At 70.7% G+C, this 24,781-nt stretch carries 23 protein-coding genes; 11 read left to right on the forward strand and 12 right to left on the reverse strand.

The window, feature by feature from the left end; all coding sequences use genetic code 11:
* Window positions 1-11 precede the first annotated feature (11 nt).
* From CSX12_RS10240 to CSX12_RS10270, 7 genes are read right to left on the reverse strand one after another with little or no spacing between them, the layout of a single operon-like run.
* Window positions 12-1,538: a serine hydrolase domain-containing protein gene (locus CSX12_RS10240; RefSeq protein WP_124895698.1), complete on the reverse strand. Its 1,527-nt coding sequence runs from the start codon at window positions 1,536-1,538 to the stop codon at window positions 12-14.
* Window positions 1,535-2,248: a type 1 glutamine amidotransferase gene (locus tag CSX12_RS10245; RefSeq protein WP_124895699.1), complete on the reverse strand. Its 714-nt coding sequence runs from the start codon at window positions 2,246-2,248 to the stop codon at window positions 1,535-1,537. Before CSX12_RS10245 ends, CSX12_RS10240 begins: the two co-directional genes overlap by 4 nt.
* Complete coding sequence (locus CSX12_RS10250) at window positions 2,245-3,375, reverse strand: dipeptidase (RefSeq protein WP_206427066.1); 1,131 nt, start codon at window positions 3,373-3,375, stop codon at window positions 2,245-2,247. Before CSX12_RS10250 ends, CSX12_RS10245 begins: the two co-directional genes overlap by 4 nt.
* Window positions 3,359-4,249: an aminotransferase class IV gene (locus CSX12_RS10255; RefSeq protein ID WP_124895700.1), complete on the reverse strand. Its 891-nt coding sequence runs from the start codon at window positions 4,247-4,249 to the stop codon at window positions 3,359-3,361. The genes CSX12_RS10250 and CSX12_RS10255 overlap by 17 nt, the downstream gene beginning before the upstream one ends.
* 25 nt (window positions 4,250-4,274) lie before the next feature.
* Window positions 4,275-5,423, reverse strand: coding sequence for an o-succinylbenzoate synthase (gene menC, locus CSX12_RS10260; RefSeq protein ID WP_124895701.1), 1,149 nt, complete (start codon window positions 5,421-5,423; stop codon window positions 4,275-4,277).
* Window positions 5,420-6,109, reverse strand: coding sequence for an SIS domain-containing protein (locus CSX12_RS10265; RefSeq protein ID WP_017202392.1), 690 nt, complete (start codon window positions 6,107-6,109; stop codon window positions 5,420-5,422). The genes menC and CSX12_RS10265 overlap by 4 nt, the downstream gene beginning before the upstream one ends.
* On the reverse strand, window positions 6,106-6,885 hold the full coding sequence (locus tag CSX12_RS10270) for a GNAT family N-acetyltransferase (RefSeq protein ID WP_206427067.1): 780 nt from the start codon (window positions 6,883-6,885) through the stop codon (window positions 6,106-6,108). Before CSX12_RS10270 ends, CSX12_RS10265 begins: the two co-directional genes overlap by 4 nt.
* A gap of 92 nt (window positions 6,886-6,977) precedes the next feature.
* On the opposite strand from CSX12_RS10270, the gene CSX12_RS10275 reads away from it, so the two are divergent.
* The 8 genes from CSX12_RS10275 (at window position 6,978) to CSX12_RS10310 (ending at window position 16,525) form a co-directional block, all read left to right on the forward strand.
* Window positions 6,978-8,126, forward strand: a complete 1,149-nt coding sequence (locus CSX12_RS10275; protein WP_124895702.1) for a M20/M25/M40 family metallo-hydrolase — start codon at window positions 6,978-6,980, stop codon at window positions 8,124-8,126.
* Between the two features lie 395 nt (window positions 8,127-8,521).
* Entirely contained in the window at window positions 8,522-10,249 is a 1,728-nt protein-coding gene (locus tag CSX12_RS10280; protein ID WP_241160430.1) for an ABC transporter substrate-binding protein, read from the forward strand.
* A 72-nt stretch (window positions 10,250-10,321) separates the two neighbouring features.
* The gene (locus tag CSX12_RS10285) at window positions 10,322-11,365 is read left to right on the forward strand and encodes an ABC transporter permease (protein ID WP_124895704.1); all 1,044 of its coding nucleotides are present in this window, start codon (window positions 10,322-10,324) and stop codon (window positions 11,363-11,365) included.
* Window positions 11,362-12,276: an ABC transporter permease gene (locus CSX12_RS10290; protein ID WP_017202397.1), complete on the forward strand. Its 915-nt coding sequence runs from the start codon at window positions 11,362-11,364 to the stop codon at window positions 12,274-12,276. The genes CSX12_RS10285 and CSX12_RS10290 overlap by 4 nt, the downstream gene beginning before the upstream one ends.
* A 1-nt stretch (window position 12,277) precedes the next feature.
* Window positions 12,278-13,927: an ABC transporter ATP-binding protein gene (locus CSX12_RS10295; RefSeq protein WP_124895705.1), complete on the forward strand. Its 1,650-nt coding sequence runs from the start codon at window positions 12,278-12,280 to the stop codon at window positions 13,925-13,927.
* The gene (locus tag CSX12_RS10300) at window positions 13,924-14,886 is read left to right on the forward strand and encodes an LD-carboxypeptidase (RefSeq protein WP_124895706.1); all 963 of its coding nucleotides are present in this window, start codon (window positions 13,924-13,926) and stop codon (window positions 14,884-14,886) included. Before CSX12_RS10295 ends, CSX12_RS10300 begins: the two co-directional genes overlap by 4 nt.
* The gene (locus CSX12_RS10305; RefSeq protein WP_124895707.1) at window positions 14,883-15,716 is read left to right on the forward strand and encodes a serine hydrolase; all 834 of its coding nucleotides are present in this window, start codon (window positions 14,883-14,885) and stop codon (window positions 15,714-15,716) included. Before CSX12_RS10300 ends, CSX12_RS10305 begins: the two co-directional genes overlap by 4 nt.
* Window positions 15,713-16,525 (forward strand): serine hydrolase, encoded by an 813-nt coding sequence (locus CSX12_RS10310; RefSeq protein WP_124895708.1) that lies wholly within the window; start codon window positions 15,713-15,715, stop codon window positions 16,523-16,525. The genes CSX12_RS10305 and CSX12_RS10310 overlap by 4 nt, the downstream gene beginning before the upstream one ends.
* A gap of 12 nt (window positions 16,526-16,537) precedes the next feature.
* Here CSX12_RS10310 and CSX12_RS10315 read toward each other — a convergent pair whose 3' ends face one another.
* A complete protein-coding gene (locus CSX12_RS10315) occupies window positions 16,538-17,581 on the reverse strand; it encodes a P1 family peptidase (RefSeq protein ID WP_124895709.1) in 1,044 nt (347 codons plus the stop codon).
* Between the two features lie 157 nt (window positions 17,582-17,738).
* On the opposite strand from CSX12_RS10315, the gene valS reads away from it, so the two are divergent.
* Both valS and CSX12_RS10325 read left to right on the forward strand, forming a co-directional pair.
* On the forward strand, window positions 17,739-20,354 hold the full coding sequence (gene valS / locus CSX12_RS10320) for a valine--tRNA ligase (RefSeq protein ID WP_124895710.1): 2,616 nt from the start codon (window positions 17,739-17,741) through the stop codon (window positions 20,352-20,354).
* On the forward strand, window positions 20,354-20,566 hold the full coding sequence (locus CSX12_RS10325) for a hypothetical protein (protein ID WP_124895711.1): 213 nt from the start codon (window positions 20,354-20,356) through the stop codon (window positions 20,564-20,566). Before valS ends, CSX12_RS10325 begins: the two co-directional genes overlap by 1 nt.
* 83 nt (window positions 20,567-20,649) lie before the next feature.
* On the opposite strand, the gene CSX12_RS10330 is transcribed toward CSX12_RS10325, so the two are convergent.
* The 4 genes from CSX12_RS10330 to tdh are packed head-to-tail and all read right to left on the reverse strand — an operon-like array spanning window position 20,650 to window position 23,765.
* A complete protein-coding gene (locus tag CSX12_RS10330) occupies window positions 20,650-20,868 on the reverse strand; it encodes a hypothetical protein (protein WP_124895712.1) in 219 nt (72 codons plus the stop codon).
* Window positions 20,865-21,488 carry a helix-turn-helix domain-containing protein gene (locus tag CSX12_RS10335; RefSeq protein ID WP_124895713.1) on the reverse strand — a complete coding sequence of 208 codons (624 nt, stop codon included), beginning with the start codon at window positions 21,486-21,488 and terminating at the stop codon, window positions 20,865-20,867. The genes CSX12_RS10330 and CSX12_RS10335 overlap by 4 nt, the downstream gene beginning before the upstream one ends.
* Window positions 21,489-21,543: 55 nt before the next feature.
* Window positions 21,544-22,722, reverse strand: a complete 1,179-nt coding sequence (locus CSX12_RS10340) for a glycine C-acetyltransferase (protein ID WP_124895714.1) — start codon at window positions 22,720-22,722, stop codon at window positions 21,544-21,546.
* Window positions 22,722-23,765: an L-threonine 3-dehydrogenase gene (tdh, locus tag CSX12_RS10345; protein WP_124895715.1), complete on the reverse strand. Its 1,044-nt coding sequence runs from the start codon at window positions 23,763-23,765 to the stop codon at window positions 22,722-22,724. Before tdh ends, CSX12_RS10340 begins: the two co-directional genes overlap by 1 nt.
* A gap of 82 nt (window positions 23,766-23,847) precedes the next feature.
* Here tdh and CSX12_RS10350 point away from each other — a divergent pair, with 82 nt between their 5' ends.
* Window positions 23,848-24,765: a LysR family transcriptional regulator gene (locus CSX12_RS10350; protein ID WP_124895716.1), complete on the forward strand. Its 918-nt coding sequence runs from the start codon at window positions 23,848-23,850 to the stop codon at window positions 24,763-24,765.
* Window positions 24,766-24,781 lie beyond the last annotated feature (16 nt).

The raw sequence follows: 24,781 nt of genomic DNA on the forward strand, positions 1-24,781 counted from the left end.
CGCAGGCCCGGTCACGGCCGCGGAAGCACCACGCGGTGGTGGTCGGCCGCGGACGGCGGCTCCTCCGCAGTGCGGCTCTCCCCGGACGCGACGACGGCGGTGCTCACGCTCTGCACCAGCGGCTCGGCGGTCCCCACCAGACGCACCTCGATCCGGAGATCAGCACGCTCGCCGGCGAGCCGCCACCGCACCTCGGCTTCGGTCGCCGCCGCGACGATGCGCTGGGCGAACGGCGGCTGCTCGTCCCGCAGTCCCCCGATCTCCTGCAGCTGTGCGGACAGACGCGCGTCGCGGACCGCCGCGGGCACATCCTCGAGCACGTGCTCGGCGAGGAACGGGTACTCGGCCGCGGAGACGCTGCGGCGGACGGCCGTGTCGATGGCCTGCGCCGCCGCCACCGTCTCCGGCCACGGGTGCACCTCGGCGGACGGCGCGTCGATGCGCTCGAGCACGTCGTGGAGCGCTGTCCCGGCCACTCGACGAGCCCCGAACTCGTCGGAGTTGCCGAACGCGACGACCCCGATGCCGGTCGCGGCGTGCCAGCGCATGTGCGCCGAGAAGCCGGGAAGGCCTCCCGAGTGCTGCACGACGCGGCCGAAGCGGCGGTCCTCCTCCACGAAGAGGCCGTAGCCGTACCCGGCGGCCGCGACGTCGCGACCGTCGAACATGCCGGACGGCACCGGGATGGGCGTCCGCGGCTGCTGCATCTCGATCCGCGAGGCCGGGGCGAGCACGTCCGGGGCCAGCGGCTCGTCGGTGAACGCGGAGCCGAGGAACCACATCCACGTCGCGATGTCGTCGACCGTGCTGAACATGCTGCCGATGCAGCCGAGCGCCCCGGAGCCGACGAACGGCTCGGAGGCGAAGCTCGCTCCGTCGTCGAACGTGCGGAACCCGCTGGCGAGCTCGTCCACCGCGTAACGCCGTGCGCCGTGCGCCGTGCGCCGAAGTCCCAGCGGTTCGAGGAGCGTCTCGCGGATCACGTCCTCCACGGGCCGGCCGGTGACGGCTTCCACCGCCCGCCCGAGCAGCGACTGGCCGAGGTTCGAGTACTGATAGACGGTGCCGGGCGCGGCGGCGAGGAGCACTTCCCCGGCAAACAGCACCGCGATCTCCTCCCGGCTCGCTCCGAGGTGACGGTCGACCCAGGCGTTGTCCTCTCCGAGCCCCGACCTGTTGGACAGCAGCAGGTCGCCGGTCAGCACGGCAGCCCGGCCCCGGTGCCGGGCGATGACCTGCGGAACGTACTCCGTGATCGGCGCGTGCAGGTCGAGCGCGCCGCGATCGCGCAGGGCCAGCACGGTCGCGGCGAGGAAGCTCTTCGACATCGAGGCGATCCGGAACACGGTGTCCCGCGTCGTGACGGCCGCATCGCCGCGCGGATGCCCGAACGTGCGCACGCCCTCCACCTGTCCGCGTTCGCACACGGCGGCGATCGATGCCGGCGCGACCCGACGCGCACGGTCGTCCAGCGCGCGGTCGAGCACGCCGTCCGCTGCTGCGACCGCGGACAGGTTCTTCCGGCCAGCCGCGGTCATGCGGTCACTCCGGCGAGCACCTCGTCGGCGAAGGCGTCGACGAGGCGGCGGCTCGCGGCCGTGTTGTGCGCGTCGACGTGCTCGGCGGCGGCGATCAGGTCCGGCAGCGAGCGCCCCTCTCCGCGCAGGGCGGCGTCGTCCCAGCGGGCGAGGTCCCCGGCGGACGCCTCGGGGTGGAACTGCACGCCCCGCACGTGCGCTCCCAATCGGAACGCCTGATGGGCGACGGCGTCGCTGGAGGCGAGGAGCACGGCCTCCGCGGGCAGGCGCGTGATCATGTCCTGATGGTTCTCGATCATCGGCGCACCGTCGCCGATCGTCGCGATGACCGGGTCGTCCCGTCCCGCCGCCGTCGGGTGGATGGGTGTCGCACCCCGCTCGACGGGTCCGGTGTTCGCTGCGACCTCTCCGCCTGCCACGTGCGCCAGCAGCTGCCCGCCCAGGCAGATGCCGAGGGTGGGGAGGTCGCGACGGACCGCCTCGGCCGCCAGCGCCCGCTCCGACGCGAGCCACGGCGCGCGGTGATCGTCGTCCGGCATGAGCCCGCCGCCGAGAAGCACCAGCCCCGCATACCCGTCGAGGGTCGACGGAAGCTCCCGGTCCGCGGCGACGATCGCCTCGACCTCGACTCCTCTGTCGGCGAGCCAGACTCCCAGCCGGCGCGGACCGGAGGCCGCGGAGTTGATGACGACCAGCACCCGCGCGCTCACAGCGCTCCCTCCCGTGCCGACGTGTCCACCGCGGGGGCGAGCGCTGCGGCCGAGGGCTCCCCCGCCCGTCCCGCGAGGAAGGCCGCGTGGTCCTGGTCGGACGCCTCCAGCACGCGCAGCACGTTCTCGTGCGCGAGCGCGGCGAGGTCGTCGTCCGTCCAGCCGCGCCCGCGCAGCTCCGCGAACAGCGCAGGGTAGCCGGAGACGTCCTCGAGGCCCTCTGGCATCGCGTCGGAGCCGTCGTAGTCGGCGCCGATGCCCACGGCACGGAGCCCGGCGACCCGGCGGATGTGATCGACGTGATCGGCGACATCGCGCACCCCGACGCGCGGAGCGTCGCCCTCACCCCCGGCCTCCCACCAGTCCCGGCGCGCCTGGGAGAGGAACGTCGGGACGAACGGGACCATGACGACCCCACCCTGCGCGCCGATCGCGGTCAGCACGTCATCGGGGACGTTCCGGGGGTGGTCGCACAGGGCCAGCGCCCCGGAGTGGCTGACGATCACGGGGCGACGTGTCTCCTCGAGCGCATGCCGCATGGTGGTCGGGGCGACGTGGGAGAGGTCGACCAGCATCCCGATGCGGTTCATCTCCCGCACCACCTCGCGCCCGAAGTCCGTGAGCCCGCCGTGACGCGCCTCGTCCGTGGCGGAGTCCGCCCACGCGATGGTCCTCGACCATGTGAGCGTCATGTAGCGGGCACCGAGCCGGGCGAACTGCCGCAGCACCGCGAGCGAGCCGCCGAGCTGATCCCCGCCCTCGATGCCGATGAGCGAGGCGATCCGGCCCTGTGCCATCGCCGCACGCACCTCCGCCGCGGTCCGGGTGAACGCGAGGCGCTCGGGATGCGCGTCGACCAGACGGTGCACGAAATCGATCTGCTCGAGCGTCGCCACCACCTGCTCCGCCCCTTCCAGCACCGGGTCGACCCACACCGACCAGAACTGGCCGGCCACGCCGCCACGGGTGAGCCGTGGCAGATCGGTCTGCGTCCGGCTCACGTCTCCCCCCAGTTCGGCCACGCGGTAGCCGAGGAGCGTCCTGCTCGCCCACGCCAGGTCGTTGTGTCCGTCGATCACACCGTCGATCATCTGCTGCGCACCCTTCCGGTCAGTCCTCGCGCGCATCGAGCAGCGCATTCATCCGCGTCGTCAGCGCGTGGTCCATCGTCCGCTCCCCGCCGTCGAGCTCCCGCACGGGCACCGCCCCGCGGGTGCTGGAGCACAGCCACAGCGCATCCGCCCGGTCCAGGTCCTCGCGCGCGAGCGCCGCTGTCCCCACGGAGAGGTCGGCGAGGCCGTCGAAGACGTCCGCCTGCGTGGTGCCGGGGAGCACCCCGAACTCGGATGGCGGCGTCACGAGCTCTCCGTCGAGACGCGCGATCAGCGTCGACCGCGGCCCTTCCAGGACGAAGCCGTCGCCGCTCACGAAGATCACATCGTCGGCCCCGCGACGGGTGGCCTCGCGCAGCGCGGCCTCGTTCACCGCATAGGCGAGGGTCTTCGCGCCCTGCAGCAGCCACGGCGATGTCTGCATCACATCGTGCCGGTATCCACGGTCGAGGACCACGACGCGGGTCCCGGCCGCACGGACCGCCGTCGGATCCGTCCCGGCGAAGCCGAGCACCCACCCGGTCGGCGCCCCGCGATCGATCTCGTCGCCCCGCGTCATCACGAACTTGATCGAGGCCAGCTCGCCCGCGTGCAGCACGCCAGGGACCGATACCGCCGTCGCCGCCCGACGCACGGCGGTGCGCCACAGTTCCCGCCGCGGTGCCGGCAGCTCCAGCAGAGCGGCGGAGCGCGAGAGCCTGGTCAGGTGGGAATCCAGCGCCTGGGGCCTGCCGCGTCGGACGACCGCCGTCTCGAAGACGCCGTCGCCGCGGTTCACCCCCAGGTCGGTCGCACGCACGATCGGCGTGCGTGGGTCGACCGGGTGGATGCTCTCGTCGACGGAGGCCGAGCCCGAGAGGTCGAGCCGGTACAGCAGCAGTGCACGCATGGGGGTCCGATCCGGAGGCGACGGGTCAGCCGCGGGCGAGCGCGGCGTCGCGGACGTCCGCCGCCGCGGTGTCGAAGGAGCGGGAGGCCTCGCGCTCGATGCGCTCGACGAGCACCTCGTGGCCGATGCCGGGACCGCTCGGCACCGCGACGCGGCCCGCCTCCGCGCGCACCGGCGGGTCCACGATGTCGGCGGTGTAGTACTTGTCCGACCCGGAGACGTCGGAAGGCAGCAGGAAGCCGGGCAGCGAAGAGATCGCGACGTTCGCGGCCCTGCCCACCCCGAACTCGTGCATTCCCCCGCACCAGACGGGGATGCCCGCGTCGACGGCGATGTCGTGCGCCGCGCGCGCCACGCTCAGCCCGCCCATCCGCGAGACCTTGATGTTGAGCACGCGCGCCGCTCCGAGGCGGATCATGGTGCGCAGATCGCCGAGGGCGACGACGGACTCGTCGAGGCAGACATCGGTGCCGATGCGCGCCTGCAGCGCAGCGTGGGCCACGAGCTCTCGCGGTGCGAAGGGCTGCTCGATCATCGTGAGGCCTTCGTCGTCCAGCCGGGCGAACACCGCCGCGGAATCCGCGTCGTCGGGATACGCGCCGTTGGCATCCACGTGCAGATCGAGGTCGGGATGGGCGGCCCGGACGGCGCGCACCGGCTCGACGTCCCACCCGGGAGCGATCTTGAGCTTCACCCGCGGATAGCCGGCGGTGCGCTGCAACTCGACCTGCGTCAGCAGCTCGTCGATCGAGGGCTCGATCCCCAGCGACACCCCCGCCACGACCTCGCTGCGGGTGCCGCCCAGCGCCGCGGCGAGCGCGATGCCCTCGGTGCGGGAGAACAGGTCCCACACGGCGCCCGAGAATCCGGCTTTCGCGAACTCGTGGCCGCGGATCCTGCCCCACACGGTCTCCAGGTCGCCGGGGTCGTCCCCCTCGGCGTCCAGCAGCGCCGGCACGAGGTACCGCGTGGCGATCTCCCAGGCCGTGATCGTGGTCTCGGCCCCGAAGTAGGGGTCGCTCGGTGCGGCGATCTCCCCCCAGCCGGTGCGCCCGTCCGCGTCGGTGAGCTCGACGAGGATGTGCTCGATGCCCGACTTGCGGTGCGAACTGGTCTCGAAGCTGTGCCGCAGCGGCTGCCGCAGCAGGAACAGCCGGATCCGTGCGATCTTCATTCCTCGGTCTCCGCTTCCGCTCGCGCACGCGGCTGCTCCGGTCCGTACAGCCCGAGCCGGGCGACCAGGCGGTCCCGCTCGGCCAGCCGTCGCCGGGCACCCTTGGCGCTCGCCGTGGTCAGCGCGCTGAGGAGGTGGCACACGGCGGCGACCGGGGTCGGCGAGTCCGCGTAGGACGCCGATCCGGTGCGCACTCGGATCAGGGAGGTCGCGATCGCCGCGAGCGGCGCGTCCTCACTGTCGGTGATGACGACGAGCTGACCGCCGGCCTCGTGGAACAGCCGGCCGAGGCGCACCGTCTCTTCCCGGTAGCGGCGCAGCGAGAACACGATGAGCACGTCGGAGGCGCGCACGTCGGTGAGGACGGTCAGGGGCTGCAGGGCGTGGCCGTCCACCAGGAAGACGTTGGAGAGGGTCGCCGAGAGATCCGCGTTCAGCAGCTGGGCGTAGGCGGCGGCCTTTCCTTCGCCGGCGATGTACCGACGTCGGGCACCGAGCAGCAGCGCGGCCGCCTGGGGCACCTGGGCGGACCTGCTCAGCTCCTCGAAGGTCTGGGCGAGCGTGCGCTGCTCCGTCTCGATGATGCGCGCCTGGATGCTCTCGGCGGAGAGGTTGGTGCGGATGCGCTCGCCGAAGCGATCCCGTGGCGAGACGAGGTCACGGTCCTCGTGGTCCTGGTCGGTCATCTCGTGCTCTCCCCTGGTGTGGCTCGGTAGGCCGCGGTCTGGTCGTCGATCCGCGCCGCGCCGGTCAGGACGCCGCCGCGACGGAACACATCCGTCAGAGTCCCGTCCAGCCGCTGTCGCAGCACGGCGCGTTCTCCGGAGCCGAGTCCGTCCGGCCGCGTCGGGACGGCGATCCACGCCTCCCCCTCGACATCGACGGCGCGTCCCCAGTCCTCGCGTCCGAGTGCCGGCGCGGTGGGTCCGGGGCGGTGCACCGGTCGGTCGTCGATGAGATCCCAGGCGACCACGAGACGGTCGGTGTCCGGGCGGACGTAGTAGTCGCGCTCGAACGCGATCCCGACGGCCCCGAGGGCGTTCAGGTTGAAGTGCGCGTTGCGGACGAGGAGCGGGTCGAAGGTCCAGCGCATGCTCCGCTGCCCCCAGCGCAACGCCACGCTGCGCTGCGCCTGCTTGAGGGCCCGCCCGACCCCGCGTCCTTGATACGACGCATCGACCGCGGCGGCCTGCGAGTAGTGGAACACCTCCCCGCGCCCCTCCCATCCGGCGAAACCGTATGCGAACCCGATGAGGGTCCCGTCCTCCGCGAAGGCGCCGACGGCGGAGCCTCCGTTGCGGGCCAGCGCGGTGAGCAGATTGGCGTTGAGGGCGTATTCGCTCTCGGTGTAGGCGAAGACCCGCGCATACAGCGCCGACGCCTCGCGGAACTCGGTGTACTGGGTGAGCTCGCGGCAGCCGAAGCCGACGCCCGCGTCTGCGGCCACCGAGGGATGAGGCACGATACGTTTCCTAAGATCGAAGGAATCTGTTGCTGTGAGCGATGTTATCGGCGGGTTGCGGCGGGATCAAGAGGCAGATACGGTTCGTAACCGTGACGACTTTTCCGGCGGATCGCGAAGCGGACGACTCTTCTGACGACATCATCGCACTCGTGCGGGAACTCGTGCTCGTGGAGACTCCGAGCCGCGACACGGTGGCGAGCGCGCGGATCGCCGACATCCTCAGCCGCCGGTTCGCCGAGGTGGGCGGCACCGTCCAGCGGGTCGACACCGCCGCCGGGACGGATCTCGTGATCGATGTCCCCGGCAGCGGCGACCCCATCCTGCTGATCGGGCACACCGACACCGTGTGGCCCGTCGGCACGCTCGAGGCCGATGTGCCCTGGTCGACGGAGGGCGATGTCGTCCGCGGTCCCGGCGCCTACGACATGAAGGCGGGCATCGTCGTGATGCTCGAGGCACTGCGCAGCCTGCAGCCGCTGCCCCTGCCCCGCCGCCGAGCCGTCCGCGTGATCCTCGTGTCCGACGAGGAGGTCGGCTCCCCGGTGTCCGGGCCGCTGCTCGCCGAGCGCGCGCAGGGGGTCGCGGCGGCCATCGGATTCGAGTCGCCGCACCCCGACGGCGCTCTCAAGGTCGGCCGCCGCGGCAGCGCCCGTGTGCGGCTCGGCGTGACGGGACGCGCGGCCCACGCCGCGCTCGACCCCGAGCGCGGGGTCTCGGCCGTGGACGAGCTGGTGGATCAGCTGGTGCGCGTTCGGGAGATCGTCTCGGCGCCCGATCTGCCGGGACCCGTGCTGTGCAACGTCGGGATCATCAGCGGCGGGGCGCGCACGAACGTGGTGCCCGCGCAGGCGCAGGCGGAGATCGGGCTGCGGTTCGCTGACCCGGTCACCGAGGAGACCGTGCTCCGCGCTCTGCGCGCCCTGACCCCCCATCGCGACGGAGCCGTCGTGTCCGCGGAGGTGCTCAGCGCGAGGCCCGCCTGGCAGGCCTCCGCGCAGGACGATGCCCTCCTGGAGGGCATCGCCGCTGCAGGTCATCCCCTCGGCCAGTCCATCTCCGGGCGCCCTGCCGCGGGCGCGGGCGACACCAATCTGCTGGGAGCGCTGGGAGTGCCGACGGTCGACGGCTTCGGCCCTCGAGGCGGCGGAGCGCATGCGGTCGACGAGCACTTCCTCCGCTCCTCCCTGCGCGAACGGGTCGCGCTCCTGCGTGCCGTGCTGACGATCCCGGCGGGGTGACGATACGATCCCCCTTCGCGTGCTGTCGAGGAGGTCGACCGGAGATACGTTCCGGATGCCAGCGTCGTCAGCACGGCGATTCAGTGCATGACTTTCTGGCGCGCATCCTGCCATCCCCGTGTTTCCGGTCTGTTACGCGCCTTCGACGGAGCGCGTCGTTCTGCGATCCGGAGATTTTTCTTCCGCGATACGCATCAGATCCCTTGACCCGGAGGCCGTCTTCCGCTTGCATGGTCTGCACCGACCCGGCTTCATTGTGGATCCGGGCGGCGCCCGAAGGGACTTCTTCCATGCGTCTTGCCCCCCGCTCCAGAACAGCGCGAAGTCTGACCGCCGCCGCGATCGCCTCCGCGCTTCTCATCGCCGCTCCGGTCGGTGCCGCTCAGGCTCAGTCCGTGAGCGCCGCCACCGAGTCCCCCGCATCCGAGACCACGCTGCGGATCGCGACCTCCGGATTCGTGGACACGTTCAACCCGTTCATCTCGATCTACCTGACGCCGACGAACATCATCCGGTACGTCTACGAGTCGCTCGTGCAGAACGACGCGGAGGACGGCTCCCCCACGAAGGGGCTGGCGGACTCCTGGGAGCCCACCGACGGCGGCCAGACCTGGACCTTCACCCTCCAGGACGACCTGGTGTGGTCGGACGGCGAGCCCATCACCTCGGCCGATGTGAAGTACACGTACGACCAGATGATGACCGTCCCCGCCCTCGGCACCGCCAACGGCAACCTGGTCTCCAACTTCGACACGGTCGAGACGCCAGACGACAAGACCGTGGTCATCACTCTGAAGACGCCGCAGGCTCCGAACCCCGGCTCGGAGATCCCGATCGTCCCGAAGCACATCTGGGAGGACGTGGACGACCCCACGACCTTCACGAACGACTCCGACGTCGTCGGCTCCGGCCCGTTCGTGCTCGACAGCTACTCGGCCAACCAGTCCATCGTCCTCAAGGCGAACGAGAACTTCTGGCGCGGCGCTCCCAAGATCGACGCGATCCAGTACGTGTACTACACGAACTCCGACGCCCAGGTGCAGGCCCTCAAGGCGGGAGACGTCGACCTCGTGACCGGCCTCACACCGACGCAGTTCGAGGCGCTCGAGGGTGTCGAGGGCATCACGACGCACTCCGGCGAAGGACGCCGCTACCACTCGATCAGCATCAACGTCGGCCAGCAGACCCGCGACAACGTCCCCTACGGCACCGGTAACGCGGCGCTGAAGGAGCTCGAGGTGCGTCAGGCCATCCGCCTCGGCACCGACACCGAGACGCTGCTCGACAAGGTCCTCACCGGCGAAGGCGTGCTCGCGACCAGCTTCATCCCCGCGTCGTTCCCCAAGTGGCACCTGCCCGACGACGACGCGGTCATCGTCGGCTTCGACCCCGAGGCGGCGCAGACCACGCTCGACGACGCCGGCTGGGTCCCCGGTGCCGACGGCATCCGCGAGAAGGCGGGACAGCGGCTCGCCCTGCGGCTGCTCATCGACGCCGACGACTCGAACGAGCAGTCCATCGCGGACTTCTTCGTGCCGTGGATGAAGGAGATCGGCATCGAGATCACGGTCGAGTCCACGGACTCCGACACGATCAGCGCGAAGGCCACCTCCGGTGACTACGACCTGTACTTCAGCGGCTGGTCGGTCAACCCGGACCCGGATTACCAGCTCGGCATCAACACCTGCATGAACCTGCCGACCGCGACCGACGGCACCGGCGGCACCACGCAGGACGGGTACTGCAATCCGGAGTTCGACGAGATGTACGCCCAGCAGCGCTCCGAGACCGATGAGGAGAAGCGCCAGGAGATCGTGCACGACATGCTCGCGCTGAACTACACCGACACCGCCCAGGTCGCCACCTGGTACGCGAACTCGCTCGAGGCCTACCGCTCCGACCGCTTCACGGGGTTCACCCTCCAGCCCAAGGACGGCGGCATCATCGCCAACCAGGCCGGATACTGGGGCTACCTCACCGTCGAGCCCGTCGAGGGCGCGACCGCCGGTGGCACCGGCACGAACACCGGTCTCATCATCGGAGGCATCGTGGTGGGAGTGGTCCTCATCGGAGGACTGGTCTTCTTCCTGATCCGACGCCGCAACATCGCCGACGTCGAATGAGCCCAGCGAGACGCCGCGGGTGGCGGGCGACCGCCCCCGCGGCGTCTCCCGGTCCGCTGTAAGGAGACCCCCATGTCCAACGCGGTTCCCCCGTCCACCTCCGCCATCGCCACGAGCGCCGCGGCCGAGGAGCAGCCGAAGGGCGTCGGCGCGCTGCGCTACGTCCTCGTCAAGCTCGGCGGCGCGGCGATCAGCCTGGCGATGGTGATCCTCCTCGGATTCTTCGCCTTCAAGATCCTGCCCGGCGACCCGGTCGCCTCGATCGCCCGCGAGCGCGGCATGAGCGCGGAGCAGGCCGATCAGCTCCGTGAGCAGCTGGGTCTGAACAAGCCGCTGTGGCAGCAGTTCTTCGACTATCTCGGGAACGTCTTCACCCTGAACTTCGGCACGAGCTACGTCTACCGCACGTCCGTGTCCGAGCTCATCGGAGAGTACTTCTGGAACACGATCCTCCTCACCGGCACCGCGGCGGTCATCGCGATCGCGCTGGGACTGTGGCTCGGCCAGAAGGCGGCGTGGAAGCACGGCTCCACGTTCGACCGCATCGTCTCGGGCACCTCGCTCGTGTTCTGGTCGGTGCCGACCTTCTGGCTGGCGCTGCTGCTCCTGATGATCTTCGGCGGCACGCTGCACTGGTTCCCGACCGGAGGCATGGTCTCCCCCAACCCGCCCACCGATCCGGTCGGCGCGGTGCTCGACGTCATCTCGCACATGGTGCTCCCGGTGATCACGATGGTCGCGGTCGTCTACGCGCAGTACCTCATGGTGATGCGCAGCTCGCTCCTGGAGGAGATGGGCGCCGACTACCTCACGACCGCGCGCGCGAAGGGGCTGCGCGAAGACCTCGTCCGCCGCCGGCACGCGGTCCCGAACGCGCTGCTGCCGACCGTGACCCTCGTGTTCATGCACATCGGCGGGCTCATCGCCGGTGCCGTCACGGTCGAGACGGTGTTCTCCTGGCCCGGGCTCGGCAAGCTCACCTTCGAGGCCATCTCCGGACCCGACCTGCCCCTGCTGCAGGGCACCTTCGTGGTGTTCTCCACGATCATCATCGCGATGAACCTCGTCGCGGACCTCATCTACCGTCAGCTCGACCCGAGGGTGAGGCGCGCATGACCACGGCATCCCCGACCATCCGTTCGCCCCGCGCCCTGGCGTGGCATCGCCGCGGCACCGCCTTCGTCGACTTCTGCCGCGAGTTCGCCCAGCACCGCGCGGGCATGGTGGGCCTGGTGTTCCTCGTCATCGTGGCGCTCGTCGCGATCTTCGCGCCCGTGATCGCCCCCGCCAGCATGCTCGACGTCACGAAGCTCGTCGACGTGCAGCGCTTCGCCCCGCCGTCCTGGGAGCATCCGCTGGGCACCGACCACCAGGGCAGGGAGCTCTGGGTCCGCATGGTGTGGGGCGCCAGGGTGTCCCTCCTCGTCGGCCTCGCCGCCACCGCGATGTCGATGATCATCGGCACCCTCGTCGGCATCGCCGCCGGGCACTTCACCGGGTTCTTCGGCGGGCTCATGATGCGCATCATCGACTTCTTCCTCGTGCTGCCGTCGCTGATCCTCGCCATCGTGCTGTCGTCGGTGCTGAGTCGCGGCGTCTGGACGATCATCATCGCGATCGGCCTCACCTCGTGGGCGGGAACCGCCCGGGTCGTGCGCGCGCAGACCCTCTCGGTCGAGTCGCGGGACTACATCGAGCGCTCCCGCGCTCTCGGGGCCGGGCACTGGCACATCATCATGAAGCACCTGCTGCCCGGAGTCCTGCCGCTCGTGCTCGCCAACACGACCCTCACCGTGGGATCGGCGATCATCTCCGAGTCCACCCTGGCGTTCCTCGGTCTCGGCGACACCACGCTGCAGTCGTGGGGCTCGATCCTGAAGAACGCCATGGACGTCTCCGCGGCGACCAGCGGCTACTGGTGGTACGTGCTCGTGCCCGGCATCGCCATCGTCCTCGTCGTGCTGTCGTTCACCCTGATGGGCCGCGCCGTCGAGAACATCACCAACCCGACGCTGAGGAGCCGCTGAGATGCCCGACCTGATCTTCGACGACGTCTCCGTCACGTACCGCACCTCCGGCCGCTCCGGCCGAGACGAGGTCGCCGCGGTGCGCAACGTCTCGCTCACCCTCCCCGCGGGAGAGACCCTCGGCATCGCCGGCGAGTCCGGGTCCGGGAAGTCCACGCTCGCCATGAGCGTGCTCCGGCTCCTGCCGCGCAACGCACGTCTCAGCGGCCGTGTGCTGCTGGGCGACGAGGATGTCGCCTCGTTGTCCTTCGGGCAGCTGCGCGCCGTGCGCTGGGCGCAGACGTCCATCGTGTTCCAGGGCGCGATGCACTCGCTCAACCCGGTGCGCACCGTCGGCTGGCAGCTCCTGGAGGCGCTCGAGCTGCACGCCTCGGAGCGTTGGAAGGGCGAGAAGGCACGCAGAGAACGCGTGCGCGAACTGCTCGACATCGTCGACCTGCCGCAGCAGAAGAGCGAGTCGTACCCGCATGAGCTCTCCGGCGGCCAGAAGCAGCGCGTGATGATCGCTATGGCCCTCGCCTGCGATCCCGAGGTCATCATCGCGGACGAGCCGACCACCGCGCTCGACGTGATCGTGCAGAAGCAGATCCTCGACATGATCTCCCGGCTCGTGGCCGAGCGCGGCATCTCGATGCTCATGATCAGCCACGACCTGTCGGTGCTCGCCACGGCCTGCGACCGGATCGCCATCATGCGCGACGGGGAGCTGGTCGAGGTCGGCGAGAGCTACGCCGTGTGCACGACACCGGAGCAGGCGTACACCCGCCAGCTCGCCGACGCCTTCCCCACGATCGGCGACCCGGCCTCGCGGATGGCCCCGGTGACCCGGCACGGTCGTGGCGCGGACGAGGTGCCGGAGATCACGCACGGCGACGAGGTGCTGCTGGAGGCCCGCGGCGTCAACGTCACCTACCGCTCCGGCGGACGTCCCGTGCATGCGGTCCGCGACGTCGACCTCTCCGTGCGCAAGGGCGAGATCGTGGCGCTCGTCGGTCAGTCCGGCTCGGGCAAGTCGACCCTCGCCCGCGCGCTGATGGGGTTGCAGCCCGCGGACCCCGGGTCGCAGATCCGCTTCGACGGCGCACCCCTTCCGTCCAAAGGACGCGACCTCGCGCGATTCCGCTCCCAGGTGCAGCTCGTGCTGCAGGACCCGTGGGCGGCGCTGAACCCCAAGCACAGCGTGTACGAGTCGGTCGCGGAGGGGCTGCGCATCCAGCACTTCGGCGGTGACGAGCGCGAGCGTGTGGCGCAGAGTCTCGCCGACGCGGAGCTGACCCCGCCCGAGCACTACTTCGGCGCCATCCCCCAGGAGCTCAGCGGCGGTCAGCGTCAGCGCGTCGTCATCGCGGGCGCGCTCGCCGTGCAGCCGCAGATGCTCATCGCGGACGAGCCGGTCGCCTCGCTCGACGCGTCCGTGCGCGGCGAGATCCTCGGACTGCTGCTCGACCTGCGGCGTCGACTGGGCCTCTCCGCGCTGGTCATCACGCACGACCTCGGCCTCGCCTGGAACATCGCGCACAGCGTCGCGGTGATGTACCACGGGCAGATCGTCGAGCACGGACCCACCGAGGAGGTGCTGCTGAACCCGCAGCACGAGTACACGAGGCATCTGCTGTCCGCGGCGCCGCGCATCGAGGAGAAGACCGTATGAGCACCACGGCCCTCGCCGCGGTCTCGCCCTATCTCGACACGGCTCCGCTGCAGCCCGGCGATACGGTGGCGATCGTGTCGCCGTCCGGTCCCGGCAACGAGGAGAACACCCAGCGCGCCGTCGGCTACTACGAGTCTTGGGGACTCAAGGTCCGGGTGGGAGAGCACGTCCTCACGCCCCACCCGCGCGCGTCCTACCTCGCGGGGCCCGACGACCTCCGCCGCGCCGACCTCGTCGACGCCTGGCTCGATCCCGAGGTGGACGCCGTCGTCACGGCCCGCGGCGGCTACGGTGCCCTGCGCCTACTGGACGGCATCGACTGGGCCGACATGCGCCGAGGCGCGCTGCGCAAGGACGGACGACCGAAGCTGCTCACAGGCTCCTCCGACGTGACGGCGCTGCACGAGACCTGGCGCGCCCATCTCGACGTCGCGACGCTCTTCTGCCCGATGGCGGGGAACAACGTCTTCCGCGATTCGGAGCAGGTGCGCGACGACGTGCAGCGCTGGCTCTTCGAGCCCTGGCGCGGGCGGGAGCTCATCGGCCCGAAGACCGAGATCATGACGCCTGGTCGCGCCGAAGGGCGCTTCACGGGCGGCAACCTCAGCCTGCTCGCCGCCGGACTCGGCGCCCCGGAGGCGGACGTCCCCTCCCCCGGCATCCTGTTCCTGGAGGACATCACCGAGGAGCCGTACCGCCTCGACAGCTTCGTCACGCAGCTCCGGCGCGCGGGCCGTCTCGCCCAGGCGACGGGCGTCGTGCTCGGCTCCTGGCACGAGTGCGGCGACCTTGACCTCGTCCACGCGCTCATGCGGGACGAGTTCCAGGGCGCCGGGGTCCCCGTGCTGTGGGAGCAGGGGTTCGGTCACGACCCGCACGCCCTGACCATCCCGCTCGGTGTGGACGGTGTCCTGGACGCGACGGGCGACGAGCCGCGCCTCACGGTGGGACGACCATGATCGCTCTCCCACACCTCGACCCCCGCGTCACCTGGTCGATCCGTCTCGTCGACGCCGGCACGGGGGCGACCCTGGCCGAGCACGAACCGCACACGCAGTGCGAGACCGCCAGTATCGGCAAGATCTTCCTGCTCCTCGAGGTCGCTCGGCGCCTGGAGGAAGGCACGCTCGCGGCTGACGACCGGATCGACATCCCCGACGAGCACCGCGTCGAGGACTCCGGCCTCCTGTACCGCATGCACGATCAGCGCGTCACGGTGCACGACGCGGCACTCCTCGTCGGCGCGGTGAGCGACAACCTCGCCACGAACGCGCTGATCCATCTCTGCGGCCTGGAGGAGGTGCGGGCCGTCGCCCCGGCATTCGGGTACCGCGACACCGCCCTGCACGACTACATCCGCAACGAGCGCACCCCCGACCTGCCCTGGACACCGTCGTTCGGCACGGCGGCCGAGCTGTCCGACGTGATGCGCCGACTCGGGGCCGGCGAGGCGTTCTCCCCCGCGGTGAGCGCACGGGTGCTGGACTGGCTCGCCGCCGACACCGACACGTCGATGACCGCCGACGCCTTCCTCCTCGATCCCCTCGCCCACGTCGAGGCCGAGTATCAGGGCATGGTGCTGCGTCACAAGACCGGCAGCGTGAGCTTCGCCCGCGTCGACGTCGGACTGCTGCGGGGCCCGGAGGCCGCCGTCGCGTATGCGGTGGCGGCGAACTGGAAGCACTCAGCGGCCGATCTCCGCGCCCCCGTGCTCGACGGCATGCGCGCCGTCGGCGAGCTCATCCGCGCGCACGTCACCGGACGCGCACGAGACGAGGAGGACGCATGAGCGCGATCGACGTGGAGCTCCCCGACGAGAACGGCACGGTGTGGTCGATCCTCGTCCAGGACATCGACTCGGGAGAGGTGCTGCTGCGCCATGACCCGGAGACGGTGCAGGACACGGCGAGCGTCGGCAAGATCTTCCTCCTGCACCGCCTCCTCGCCGAGGTCGACGCCGGCACGCGGACTCTCGAAGAGCGTGTGACCCGACGGCCGGTCGAGGCCATCGAGGACTCCGGTCTCTGGTATCTGCTGCAGGCGTCCGAGCTGTCGCTGTACGACGCGGCCGCGCTCATCGGTGCGGTGAGCGACAACGCCGCGACCAACACGCTGGGCCGCGTCATCGGCATCCCGACCGTGCAGGAGCACACCCGCGCGCTCGGCTACACCGCCTCCGCCCTCGACGACATCGTGCGGTGGCCGATCCCGCCCGGTGCCCCGAAGACGCTGTCGCACGCGAACGCCGCGGAGCTCGTGCGCTTCATGTCACGGCTCGCCGACGGCACCGATCTCTCCCCCGCCTCCGCCGACACACTGCGCCGCTGGCTGGGGGCGGGCATGGACCTGTCGATGGTCGCCTCGGCGTTCGACCTCGACCCGCTCGCGCACTGGGGCTTCGACCGCGGCGTCTGGCTGCTGAACAAGACCGGGACGATCTCCCGCGTCCGCGCCGACACCGGGATCGTCATGTCGCCCACCCGCCGGATCGCGTACGCCGTGCTGGCGAACTGGGACAGAGGAGCCGACGGACGCGGTCCGGTGCTGGCGGCGATGCGTCGCATCGGCGAGGGCGTCCACGCCGCGCTCGCCGACTGAGACCGCCGCAGCTCAGATGGCCCCGGCGCGAGCCAGGCGTTCCCGCACCCGATCGATCGGCACCCCGTGCGCCGTCCGCCCCTCGGGGCCCACCGTGGTCTCGGCGGCGAGCACCGAGTTGATCAGCGCCTCCTCGACCGCGTCCATCGTCGCGGCGAAGAGCGGCGAGAGGTCGTCATCCGCCGCCGGGCCGTGCTGCTCGTGCACGGAGAACGCGATCGCGTAGTCGCCGCTGCCCTGCGCGTAGTCGGCGCCGACGCCGCGCATCGCGAACACGGCCCTGTTGGCCACCCGGCCGAGCTGACGGCCGTCGACCGGCGCATCCGTCGCCACGACGATCATGCACGAGTTGCCGACGGGCTGTGCCGGCTCGTCCGCGAGCAGCTCCTCCGCGGGCAGCGGGACCCCCGCGATCCGCAGGGTGCCGCTGAAGTTCGTCTGCACGAGGACGCCGACCGTGCACGCCCGCCCCGCGACCTCGACCAGACGGGATGCCGTGCCGATTCCGCCCTTGTAGCCGAGGGCGACCGTGCCTGCACCGGCGCCGACCGCTCCTTCCGCGACCGGACCCGGTGCCGCCGCGGCCAGGGCCGCCGCCACCTGCTCCTCCCCCACGGCTCGGCGACGGATGTCGGAGAGGAATCCGTCGTTCGTCTCGCCCACCACCGGGTTCAACGTGGTCGTCCGTGCGTGCGCCGGCGTCGCCAGCAGATGCCCGAGCAGCGCATCCGCGACGCGGAACACGGACAGCGTCGAGGTCAGCAGGATCGGCGTCTCCAGCGCCCCGAGCTCCCGGAGCTGCGTGGCACCCACGAGCTTGCCGTAGCCGTTGCCGACCGACAGGTTCGCGGGAAGGCTCCGGCGCTCTGCGGCGAGGGCATCGGGGACGATCGCCGTCACGCCCGTGTGCAGACCGTCGCCGTGCAGCGTGGCGTGGCCGACACGCACGCCGCGGACGTCGGTGATCGCGTTCTCCGGACCGCGCGCGAAGGCTCCGGATGGGACGCCGAGGTCGGCGAGACGGGGACGGGAGGTCGAGGACGACGGCCGTGTCATGCACCGATCCTCCCAGCGTCGGAGGGGCCGGCCGCAGCGCCGCGCCGAGCGCTCCCCCGGGTCGAGCGCCCCGCCCGTGCGCTCGGTAGACTGGGCGGCACCACCCACACTCAGGCACGCTCACACAGTGCCGTATACATCGCTCGAGGAGACCTCCATGCCTGCTTCTGAAACGGCGCAGAACCCGATTCCCGACAAGCCCGCACTCGAAGGTCTCGAAGCGAAGTGGGACGCCGCCTGGGCGGAGCAGGGCACATACCTGTTCGACCGTCTGCGCGCCGCCGAGCTCGGTCGTGAGGGCGTCTACTCGATCGACACCCCGCCGCCCACCGCCTCCGGCAGCCTCCACATCGGTCACGTGTTCTCCTACACGCACACCGACGTCAAGGCGCGGTACGAGCGCATGCGCGGCAAGACCGTGTTCTACCCGATGGGCTGGGACGACAACGGCCTGCCCACCGAGCGCCGCGTGCAGAACTACTACGGTGTGCGCTGCGACCCGTCGCTCCCCTACGACGCCGACTTCACCCCGCCGTTCGAGGGCGGCGACAACAAGTCGAGCCGGGCTGCCGACCAGCAGCCGATCAGCCGCCGCAACTTCATCGAGCTGTGCGAGCGCCTCACGATCGAGGACGAGAAGCAGTTCGAGGCGCTGTTCCGTCAGCTCGGGCTGAGCGTGGACTGGACCCAGACCTACCGCACCATCTCCGACGACACGATCCGGCAGAGCCAGCTCGCCTTCCTCCGCAACATCGAGCGCGGCGAGGCGTACCAGGCCCTCGCGCCGACGCTGTGGGACATCGACTTCCGCTCCGCGATCGCGCAGGCCGAGCTCGAGGACCGCGACCAGCAGGCCGCGTACCACACGATCGAGTTCCCCTTCGCGGACGGCTCCGGCTCCATCGCGATCGACACCACGCGCCCGGAACTCCTCCCCGCGTGCATCGCGATCGTGACCCACCCCGAGGGGCCGCACAAGCACCTCATCGGCACCAAGGTCCGCACGCCCTACTTCGGCGCCGAGATCGAGATCCACGGCCACCACCTCGCCCAGCCCGACAAGGGCACGGGCGCCGCGATGGTCTGCACCTTCGGCGATGTGACCGACATCATCTGGTGGCGCGAGCTGCGCACCACCGCCGGCGAGTCCCTGCCGAACATGACGACGATCGGGCTCGACGGCCGCTTCCTCGCCGAGGCCCCGTCGATCGTGGCCGACGCCGACGCGCGCGCCTGGTACGCGGAGAACGTGGCAGGGAAGACCGTCTTCAGCGCCCGCAAGGCGATCGTGGAGAAGCTGCAGGAGACCGGCGACATGACCGCCGTCGGCAAGCCCTTCCAGCACGCCGTGAAGTTCTTCGAGAAGGGCGACCGCCCGCTCGAGATCGTCTCGACCCGGCAGTGGTATATCCGCAATGGCGCCCGCGACGGCGAGCTGCGCGATCAGCTCCTCGCGCACGGTACCGAGCTGGCGTGGCACCCCGACTTCATGCGGGTCCGCTACGAGAACTGGGTCGGCGGCCTCACGGGCGACTGGCTCGTGTCCCGGCAGCGGTTCTTCGGCGTGCCGATCCCGCTCTGGTACGCGCTGGACGAGAACGGCGAGCGCGACTACGATCGCGTGCTCACCCCCGATGCGGCCGCGCTGCCCATCGACCCCACCACGGATGTGCCGGCGGGCTACACCGAGGACCAGCGCGGCGTGCCGGGCGGGTTCGACGCCGAGGCCGACATCCTCGACACCTGGGCGACCTCGTCGCTGACCCCGCAGCTCGCGGGCGGCTGGCAGCGCGACGAGGAGCTGTGGCAGCTCACCGCTCCGTTCGACCTGCGGCCGCAGGGACAGGACATCATCCGCACCTGGCTCTTCTCGACCATGCTGCGCTCCACGCTCGAAGACGGCCGCGCCCCGTGGAAGAACGCCGCCATCTCCGGCTTCATCGTCGACCCCGACCGCAAGAAGATGTCGAAGTCGAAGGGCAACGTGGTCACCCCGGCCGACGTGCTCGACGCCCACGGTTCGGACGCAGTGCGGTACTGGGCAGCCTCGAGCCGGCTCGGCATGGACGCGGCCTTCGACCCACAGAACCCGACCCAGGTGAAGATCGGTCGGCGTCTCGCCATCAAGGTGCTCAACGCCGCGAAGTTCGTGCTGTCGTTCCCGGTGCCCGCGGGCGCGCAGGTGACCCACGCGCTCGACGCCTCGATGCTCACGGCACTCGATGGCGTCGTGGCCGAGGCGACCGCGGCCTTCGACCGGTATGACGCCGCCAGGGCGCTCGAGTTGACCGAGGCGTTCTTCTGGACGTTCTGCGACGACTACCTGGAGCTCGTGAAGGAGCGCGCCTACAACCAGAACGACGTGGGTCAGGCCTCGGCCGCCCTCGCGCTGCGTCTGGCGCTGTCCACGCTGCTCCGCCTGCTCGCCCCGGTGCTCTCCTTCGCCACGGAGGAGGCCTGGTCGTGGTTCGAGGAGGGCTCCGTGCACACCGCCGCGTGGCCCGAGAAGCTCGGCATCGAGGGCGACCCGGCCGTGCTGGCCGCCGCGAGCGAGGCGCTCATCGGCATCCGGCGCGCGAAGACCGAGGCGAAGGCATCGCAGAAGACCCCGGTCTCCCGTGCCGCCATCGCCGCTCCCGCCGCGAAGGTCGAGGCCCTGCGCGCCGCGGCGGACGACCTCCGCGCGGTCGGCCGCATCGCCGAGCTCGAGATCACCGAGGCGGAGGAGTTCGCGGTCACCGCGATCGAGCTCGCCCCGGTCGAGGCCTCCTGATGCAGCTCGGTACGCGCTGGGCCACGGGGGCACAGCCGCCCGCGTCGGTCCCTGAGGCGCTGCGTCCCGCGATCGCCGAGGTCGAGTCCCAGGGCCTCACCGGCCACTGGACCCTCACCTGGCTCGAGGGCCGCGCGATCGCCGAGCTCGACGCCGGCTGGGAGGTTCTTCAGTCCCCCTCCGGTGAGGTCGTCTCGCGCCCCTTCACCTGAGCCGAGACCCCGCCTTCGCGACGAGACCCCCTGATACCCGCACGGATATCAGGGGGTCTCGTCGCGAGCCCGGGGTTTCGGCGTCAACGACGCGGCACCCCGACCTGGGCGAGGAGGTGGTCGACAGCCCGGGGGTCGTGGCGGCGCGCCTGCTGTTCGCGCAGCAGGTCGAGGGCCAGGGTCCTGCGCTGTGCCCGACGCTCGACACGGTGCTCGACGTAAGCGGTGAGGCGGTCCGCGAGGCGCAGGAGTCCCCGCTCGGTGTGGGTCGGGACGGCCAGGTGGAGCGTGGCGGCGGTCATGATTCCTCCTCGGAGTGGGCGGCCGACGCGGGGGTCGCACGGGGCGGGGTCGGCAGATCGAACAGCTCGGCCCGGAGCGACACCCGCCGCACATCCGGTCCTTCCTGGCCTCGGTACCGCTGGATGGCGCTCTCGACGATGGCTTCGAGCTCCTCCCGAAGCGACATCGCCTGCTCCGGTGTCATGTCGAGGTGGGTGGTGATGGTGATCCCCACGTCTCGCCAATCCTCCGGGACTTCGGCCTGCGGTCGGTTCAGGTAGCTCATGAGGGTCTCGTGGCGGAGCCGGAAGAACTCGGACGTGACGATCTGCGCCGCGGCGCGGTTCGCCGGCGATGTCATGTCATCCGGACCGGGCACATCGATGCGCCCCTTGGGCCGCTCCCACCAGCGCTCGCGTGCGGTGCCGCGCCCCTCGACCTCGCGGATGAGGTCGTGGGCGGCCAGGGCACGCAGGTGGTAGCTGGTCGATCCCGATGTCTCGCCCACGAGCGCGGCAAGCGAACTGGCCGTCTGCGGACCGCGAGCGGCGAGCAGGTCGAAGATCTTCACTCGGAGCGGATGAGCCAGCGCCTTGAGCGCCCCGGCATCGAGGGTGCGGACCTGCGTCTCGTTCGTCATGAATGCAAAGATACGCTTGCAAAGATCTCTTTGCAAGCATTTCTTTGCAACGCGCTCATTCCACCGCAGCGCGCGCCGCGACGAACGCCGCGACGCACCGCTCCACCTGCTCGGTCGTGTGCGCCGCAGAGAGCTGCACCCGGATGCGAGCGAGCCCCCGAGGGACGACGGGGAAGCTGAACGCCGTCACATAGACGCCCCGCACCTGCATCTCCGTCGCGATCCGCGCGGTCTTCGCAGCATCCCCGAACATCACCGGCACGATGGGGTGCTCCCCCGGGAGCAGCTCGAACCCCTCGGCGGTCATCCGCTCCCGGAAGAGCGCCGCGTTCTCACGCAGCCGAGCACGCAGCTCGGCCGACCCCTCCACGAGGTCGAGCGCCGTCAGGGTGCCGGCGACGATGGCGGGGGCGAGCGTGTTCGAGAACAGATAGGGCCGCGACCGCTGCCGCAGGAGACGGACGATCTCGGCGTGCGAGGCGACGTAGCCGCCGGAGGCTCCGCCCAGGGCCTTGCCGAAGGTCCCGGTGTAGATGTCGACGCGGTCCGCCACGCCGCACAGCTCCGGCGTGCCGCGCCCGTTCTCGCCGACGAAGCCGACCGCGTGCGAGTCGTCCACGAAGACGAGGGCGTCGTACCGCTCGGCGAGGTCGCAGATCTCAGCGAGCGGGGCGATGTAGCCGTCCATCGAGAACACGCCGTCCGTCACGATCACCCGGAAGCGGGCGTCGGCAGCCGCCTGCAGCTGCTCCTCGAGATCCACCATGTCGCGGTTGCGGTACCGCAGCCGGCGCGCCTTGGACAGCCGGATGCCGTCGATGATCGATGCGTGGTTCAGCTCATCCGAGATGATCGCGTCCTCTGCGGAGAACAGCGTCTCGAAGACGCCGCCGTTCGCGTCGAAGCAGGACGAGTAGAGGATGGCGTCGTCGGTGCCGAGGAAGTCCGCGAGCCGACGTTCGAGTTCGAGGTGCTGCTCCTGCGTACCGCAGATGAAGCGCACGCTCGCGAGGCCGTAGCCCCACTCGTCCAGCGCCGCCCTGGCGGCATCCAGGATGCGCGGATCGTCCGCGAGACCGAGGTAGTTGTTGGCGCAGAAGTTCAGCACCTCGGCGCCGTCGGCGGTGATCTCGGCCCGCTGCGGGCCGCGGATGCCGCGCTCGTGCTTGGTGAGCCCCGCCTCCTCGATCCCCGCCAGCTCGTCGGCCACATGGTTCTTGAAGGTCCCGTACATCACAGCTCCGTCCAGTCGAGGATGATCTTGCCCGTGCCCGCCGATTCCGCCGCGTCGAATCCACGTCGCCAGTCGCGCGCCGGGATGACGTCAGCGATCACGCGGCCGATGGCATCGCGGAGAGTGGCGCTGGTCTGCAGCATCGCGCCCATCGCATTCCACGTCTCGAACATCTCCCGGCCGTAGATGCCCTTGATCGTGAGCATGTGCGTGACGAGCTTGCCCCAGTCGATCCCGAACCCTGCGCTCGGCAGGCCCAGCATCGCGATGCGACCGCCGTGGTTCATGTTGTCGATCATGGCGGGGAGGGCGGATGCGGCGCCGCTCATCTCGAAACCGATGTCGAAGCCCTCGCGCATGCCGAGCGCCTGCTGCGCCTCGCGGATGTCACGGACGGAGACGTCCACGACCTGGTCGGCCCCCATGCGCAGCGCCATCTCCAACCGGGGCGCGCTCACATCCGTCGCGGTGATGAACCGCGCACCGGCATGCCGAGCGACGGCGATCGCCATGAGACCGATCGGCCCGCAGCCGGTCACGAGCACGTCCTCTCCCACGAGGGGAAAGGTGAGCGCGGTGTGGACGGCGTTGCCGAGGGGATCGAAGATCGCTCCGAGTTCCGGGGTGACCTCGGCGTGGTGCACCCACACGTTCGCGGCGGGCAGCGACAGGTACTCCGCGAAGGCGCCGTCGCGCTGCAGCCCGAGTCCGATGGTGCGGATGCACATCTGCCGCCGTCCCGCCCGGCAGTTGCGGCAGGTCCCGCAGACGATGTGGCCTTCTCCGGAGACGCGGTCGCCGACCGCGATGTCATGGACGCCGGGGCCGACCTCGACGACCTCGCCGTAGAACTCGTGGCCGGGGACCAGCGGGGCCGCGATGGAGGAGGCGGCCCACTCGTCCCATCGGAGGATGTGCAGGTCGGTACCGCAGATCCCGGTGCGGAGCACGCGGACGACGACCTCGTCTGCACCCGCGCTCGGTTCCGGTCGGTCCACGAGTTCCAGGCCGGCACCCGGTGCGTCTTTGAACAGTGCCTTCATGGCTTCGATCCCACCCCACATGACCGTGTAGAGCAATCGGCATCTTCTGCAGAGTTGCTGTAGACGGAACTAAACTATGCGCGTGGAACTCCATCAGCTGCAGATCCTCCGCGAGCTGGGTGCGCTGGGCAGCGTGACCGCCGTCGCCGAGGCCCTGCGGGTCACCCCCTCGGCGGTCTCGCAGCAGCTCGCCGCATTGCAGCGCTCCTTTCCCGCTCCCCTCACACGTCGCACGGGCAGGACACTGGCGCTCACGAGCGCCGGCGAAGTCCTGGCAGCAGCCGGCGCCGAGGCGATCGACGCGATGGCGGCGGCCAGACACGCGCTGGACGACTTCGAGGATGCTCCGAGCGGCGTCGTCGGGCTCAGCGGCTTCCACAGCGCCGGGCAGGCACTGTTCGGCCTCCTGCTGCGCGACCTCACCGCGCAGCGCGACGCGCCGACCGTGCGGCTGACCGATGAGGACGTCGCCCAGAGCCAGTTCCCCGCGCTCACCGCCAGCCACGACCTCGTGCTGGCGCACCGGATGGAGCATTCCGAGCCCTGGCCCACGCAGGGGATCCGCAGCCTCACGCTCGTTCGCGAGCCCTTGGACGTGGCGGTGTCCACGGCGCACCCGCTCGCCACGCGCGCCCGTCTCACACCCGACGACGTCGCAGGCGAGAAATGGGTGACGAGCCGCGTCGGCTACTCCCCCGACGACGTGCTGCGCGCCGTCTCCGCTGTCGCGAACCGTCCGATCGATGTCCTCCACCGCATCAACGACTACGGCGCGGTCTCCGCCGTCGTCGCCGCCGGCGGCGTGCTGGGCATGCTCCCACGGTTCACCTCCCGCAGCACCGACGACCGCGACATCGTGCGCATTCCGCTGGAAGGAGTCAGCACGCACCGCATGATCGACGTGCTCGCGCGTCCGGAGAATCTGCGCCGCCGTTCGGTCCGTGTCGTGGTCGAGGCGCTCCGGCGGGTCATGACGCGCCTGAGCGACGAGAGCTCCTGAGGCCGGCGACGGCGAT

It is taken from the genome of Microbacterium sp. Y-01, from assembly GCF_003856715.1.
In the GTDB taxonomy this organism is placed as follows: Bacteria; Actinomycetota; Actinomycetes; order Actinomycetales; family Microbacteriaceae; genus Microbacterium; species Microbacterium algeriense.

Coding starts and splice junctions, on each gene's coding strand:
- menC (WP_124895701.1), bottom strand. CDS start 5,423: ATGAAGATCGCACGGATCCGGCTGTTCCTGCTGCGGCAGCCGCTGCGG.
- CSX12_RS10285 (WP_124895704.1), top strand. CDS start 10,322: ATGTCCAACGCGGTTCCCCCGTCCACCTCCGCCATCGCCACGAGCGCC.
- CSX12_RS10290 (WP_017202397.1), top strand. CDS start 11,362: ATGACCACGGCATCCCCGACCATCCGTTCGCCCCGCGCCCTGGCGTGG.
- CSX12_RS10255 (WP_124895700.1), bottom strand. CDS start 4,249: ATGCGTGCACTGCTGCTGTACCGGCTCGACCTCTCGGGCTCGGCCTCC.
- CSX12_RS10305 (WP_124895707.1), top strand. CDS start 14,883: ATGATCGCTCTCCCACACCTCGACCCCCGCGTCACCTGGTCGATCCGT.
- CSX12_RS10315 (WP_124895709.1), bottom strand. CDS start 17,581: ATGACACGGCCGTCGTCCTCGACCTCCCGTCCCCGTCTCGCCGACCTC.
- CSX12_RS10335 (WP_124895713.1), bottom strand. CDS start 21,488: ATGACGAACGAGACGCAGGTCCGCACCCTCGATGCCGGGGCGCTCAAG.
- tdh (WP_124895715.1), bottom strand. CDS start 23,765: ATGAAGGCACTGTTCAAAGACGCACCGGGTGCCGGCCTGGAACTCGTG.
- CSX12_RS10330 (WP_124895712.1), bottom strand. CDS start 20,868: ATGACCGCCGCCACGCTCCACCTGGCCGTCCCGACCCACACCGAGCGG.
- valS (WP_124895710.1), top strand. CDS start 17,739: ATGCCTGCTTCTGAAACGGCGCAGAACCCGATTCCCGACAAGCCCGCA.
- CSX12_RS10300 (WP_124895706.1), top strand. CDS start 13,924: ATGAGCACCACGGCCCTCGCCGCGGTCTCGCCCTATCTCGACACGGCT.
- CSX12_RS10265 (WP_017202392.1), bottom strand. CDS start 6,109: ATGACCGACCAGGACCACGAGGACCGTGACCTCGTCTCGCCACGGGAT.
- CSX12_RS10325 (WP_124895711.1), top strand. CDS start 20,354: ATGCAGCTCGGTACGCGCTGGGCCACGGGGGCACAGCCGCCCGCGTCG.
- CSX12_RS10340 (WP_124895714.1), bottom strand. CDS start 22,722: ATGTACGGGACCTTCAAGAACCATGTGGCCGACGAGCTGGCGGGGATC.
- CSX12_RS10240 (WP_124895698.1), bottom strand. CDS start 1,538: ATGACCGCGGCTGGCCGGAAGAACCTGTCCGCGGTCGCAGCAGCGGAC.
- CSX12_RS10295 (WP_124895705.1), top strand. CDS start 12,278: ATGCCCGACCTGATCTTCGACGACGTCTCCGTCACGTACCGCACCTCC.
- CSX12_RS10310 (WP_124895708.1), top strand. CDS start 15,713: ATGAGCGCGATCGACGTGGAGCTCCCCGACGAGAACGGCACGGTGTGG.
- CSX12_RS10250 (WP_206427066.1), bottom strand. CDS start 3,375: ATGCGCGCGAGGACTGACCGGAAGGGTGCGCAGCAGATGATCGACGGT.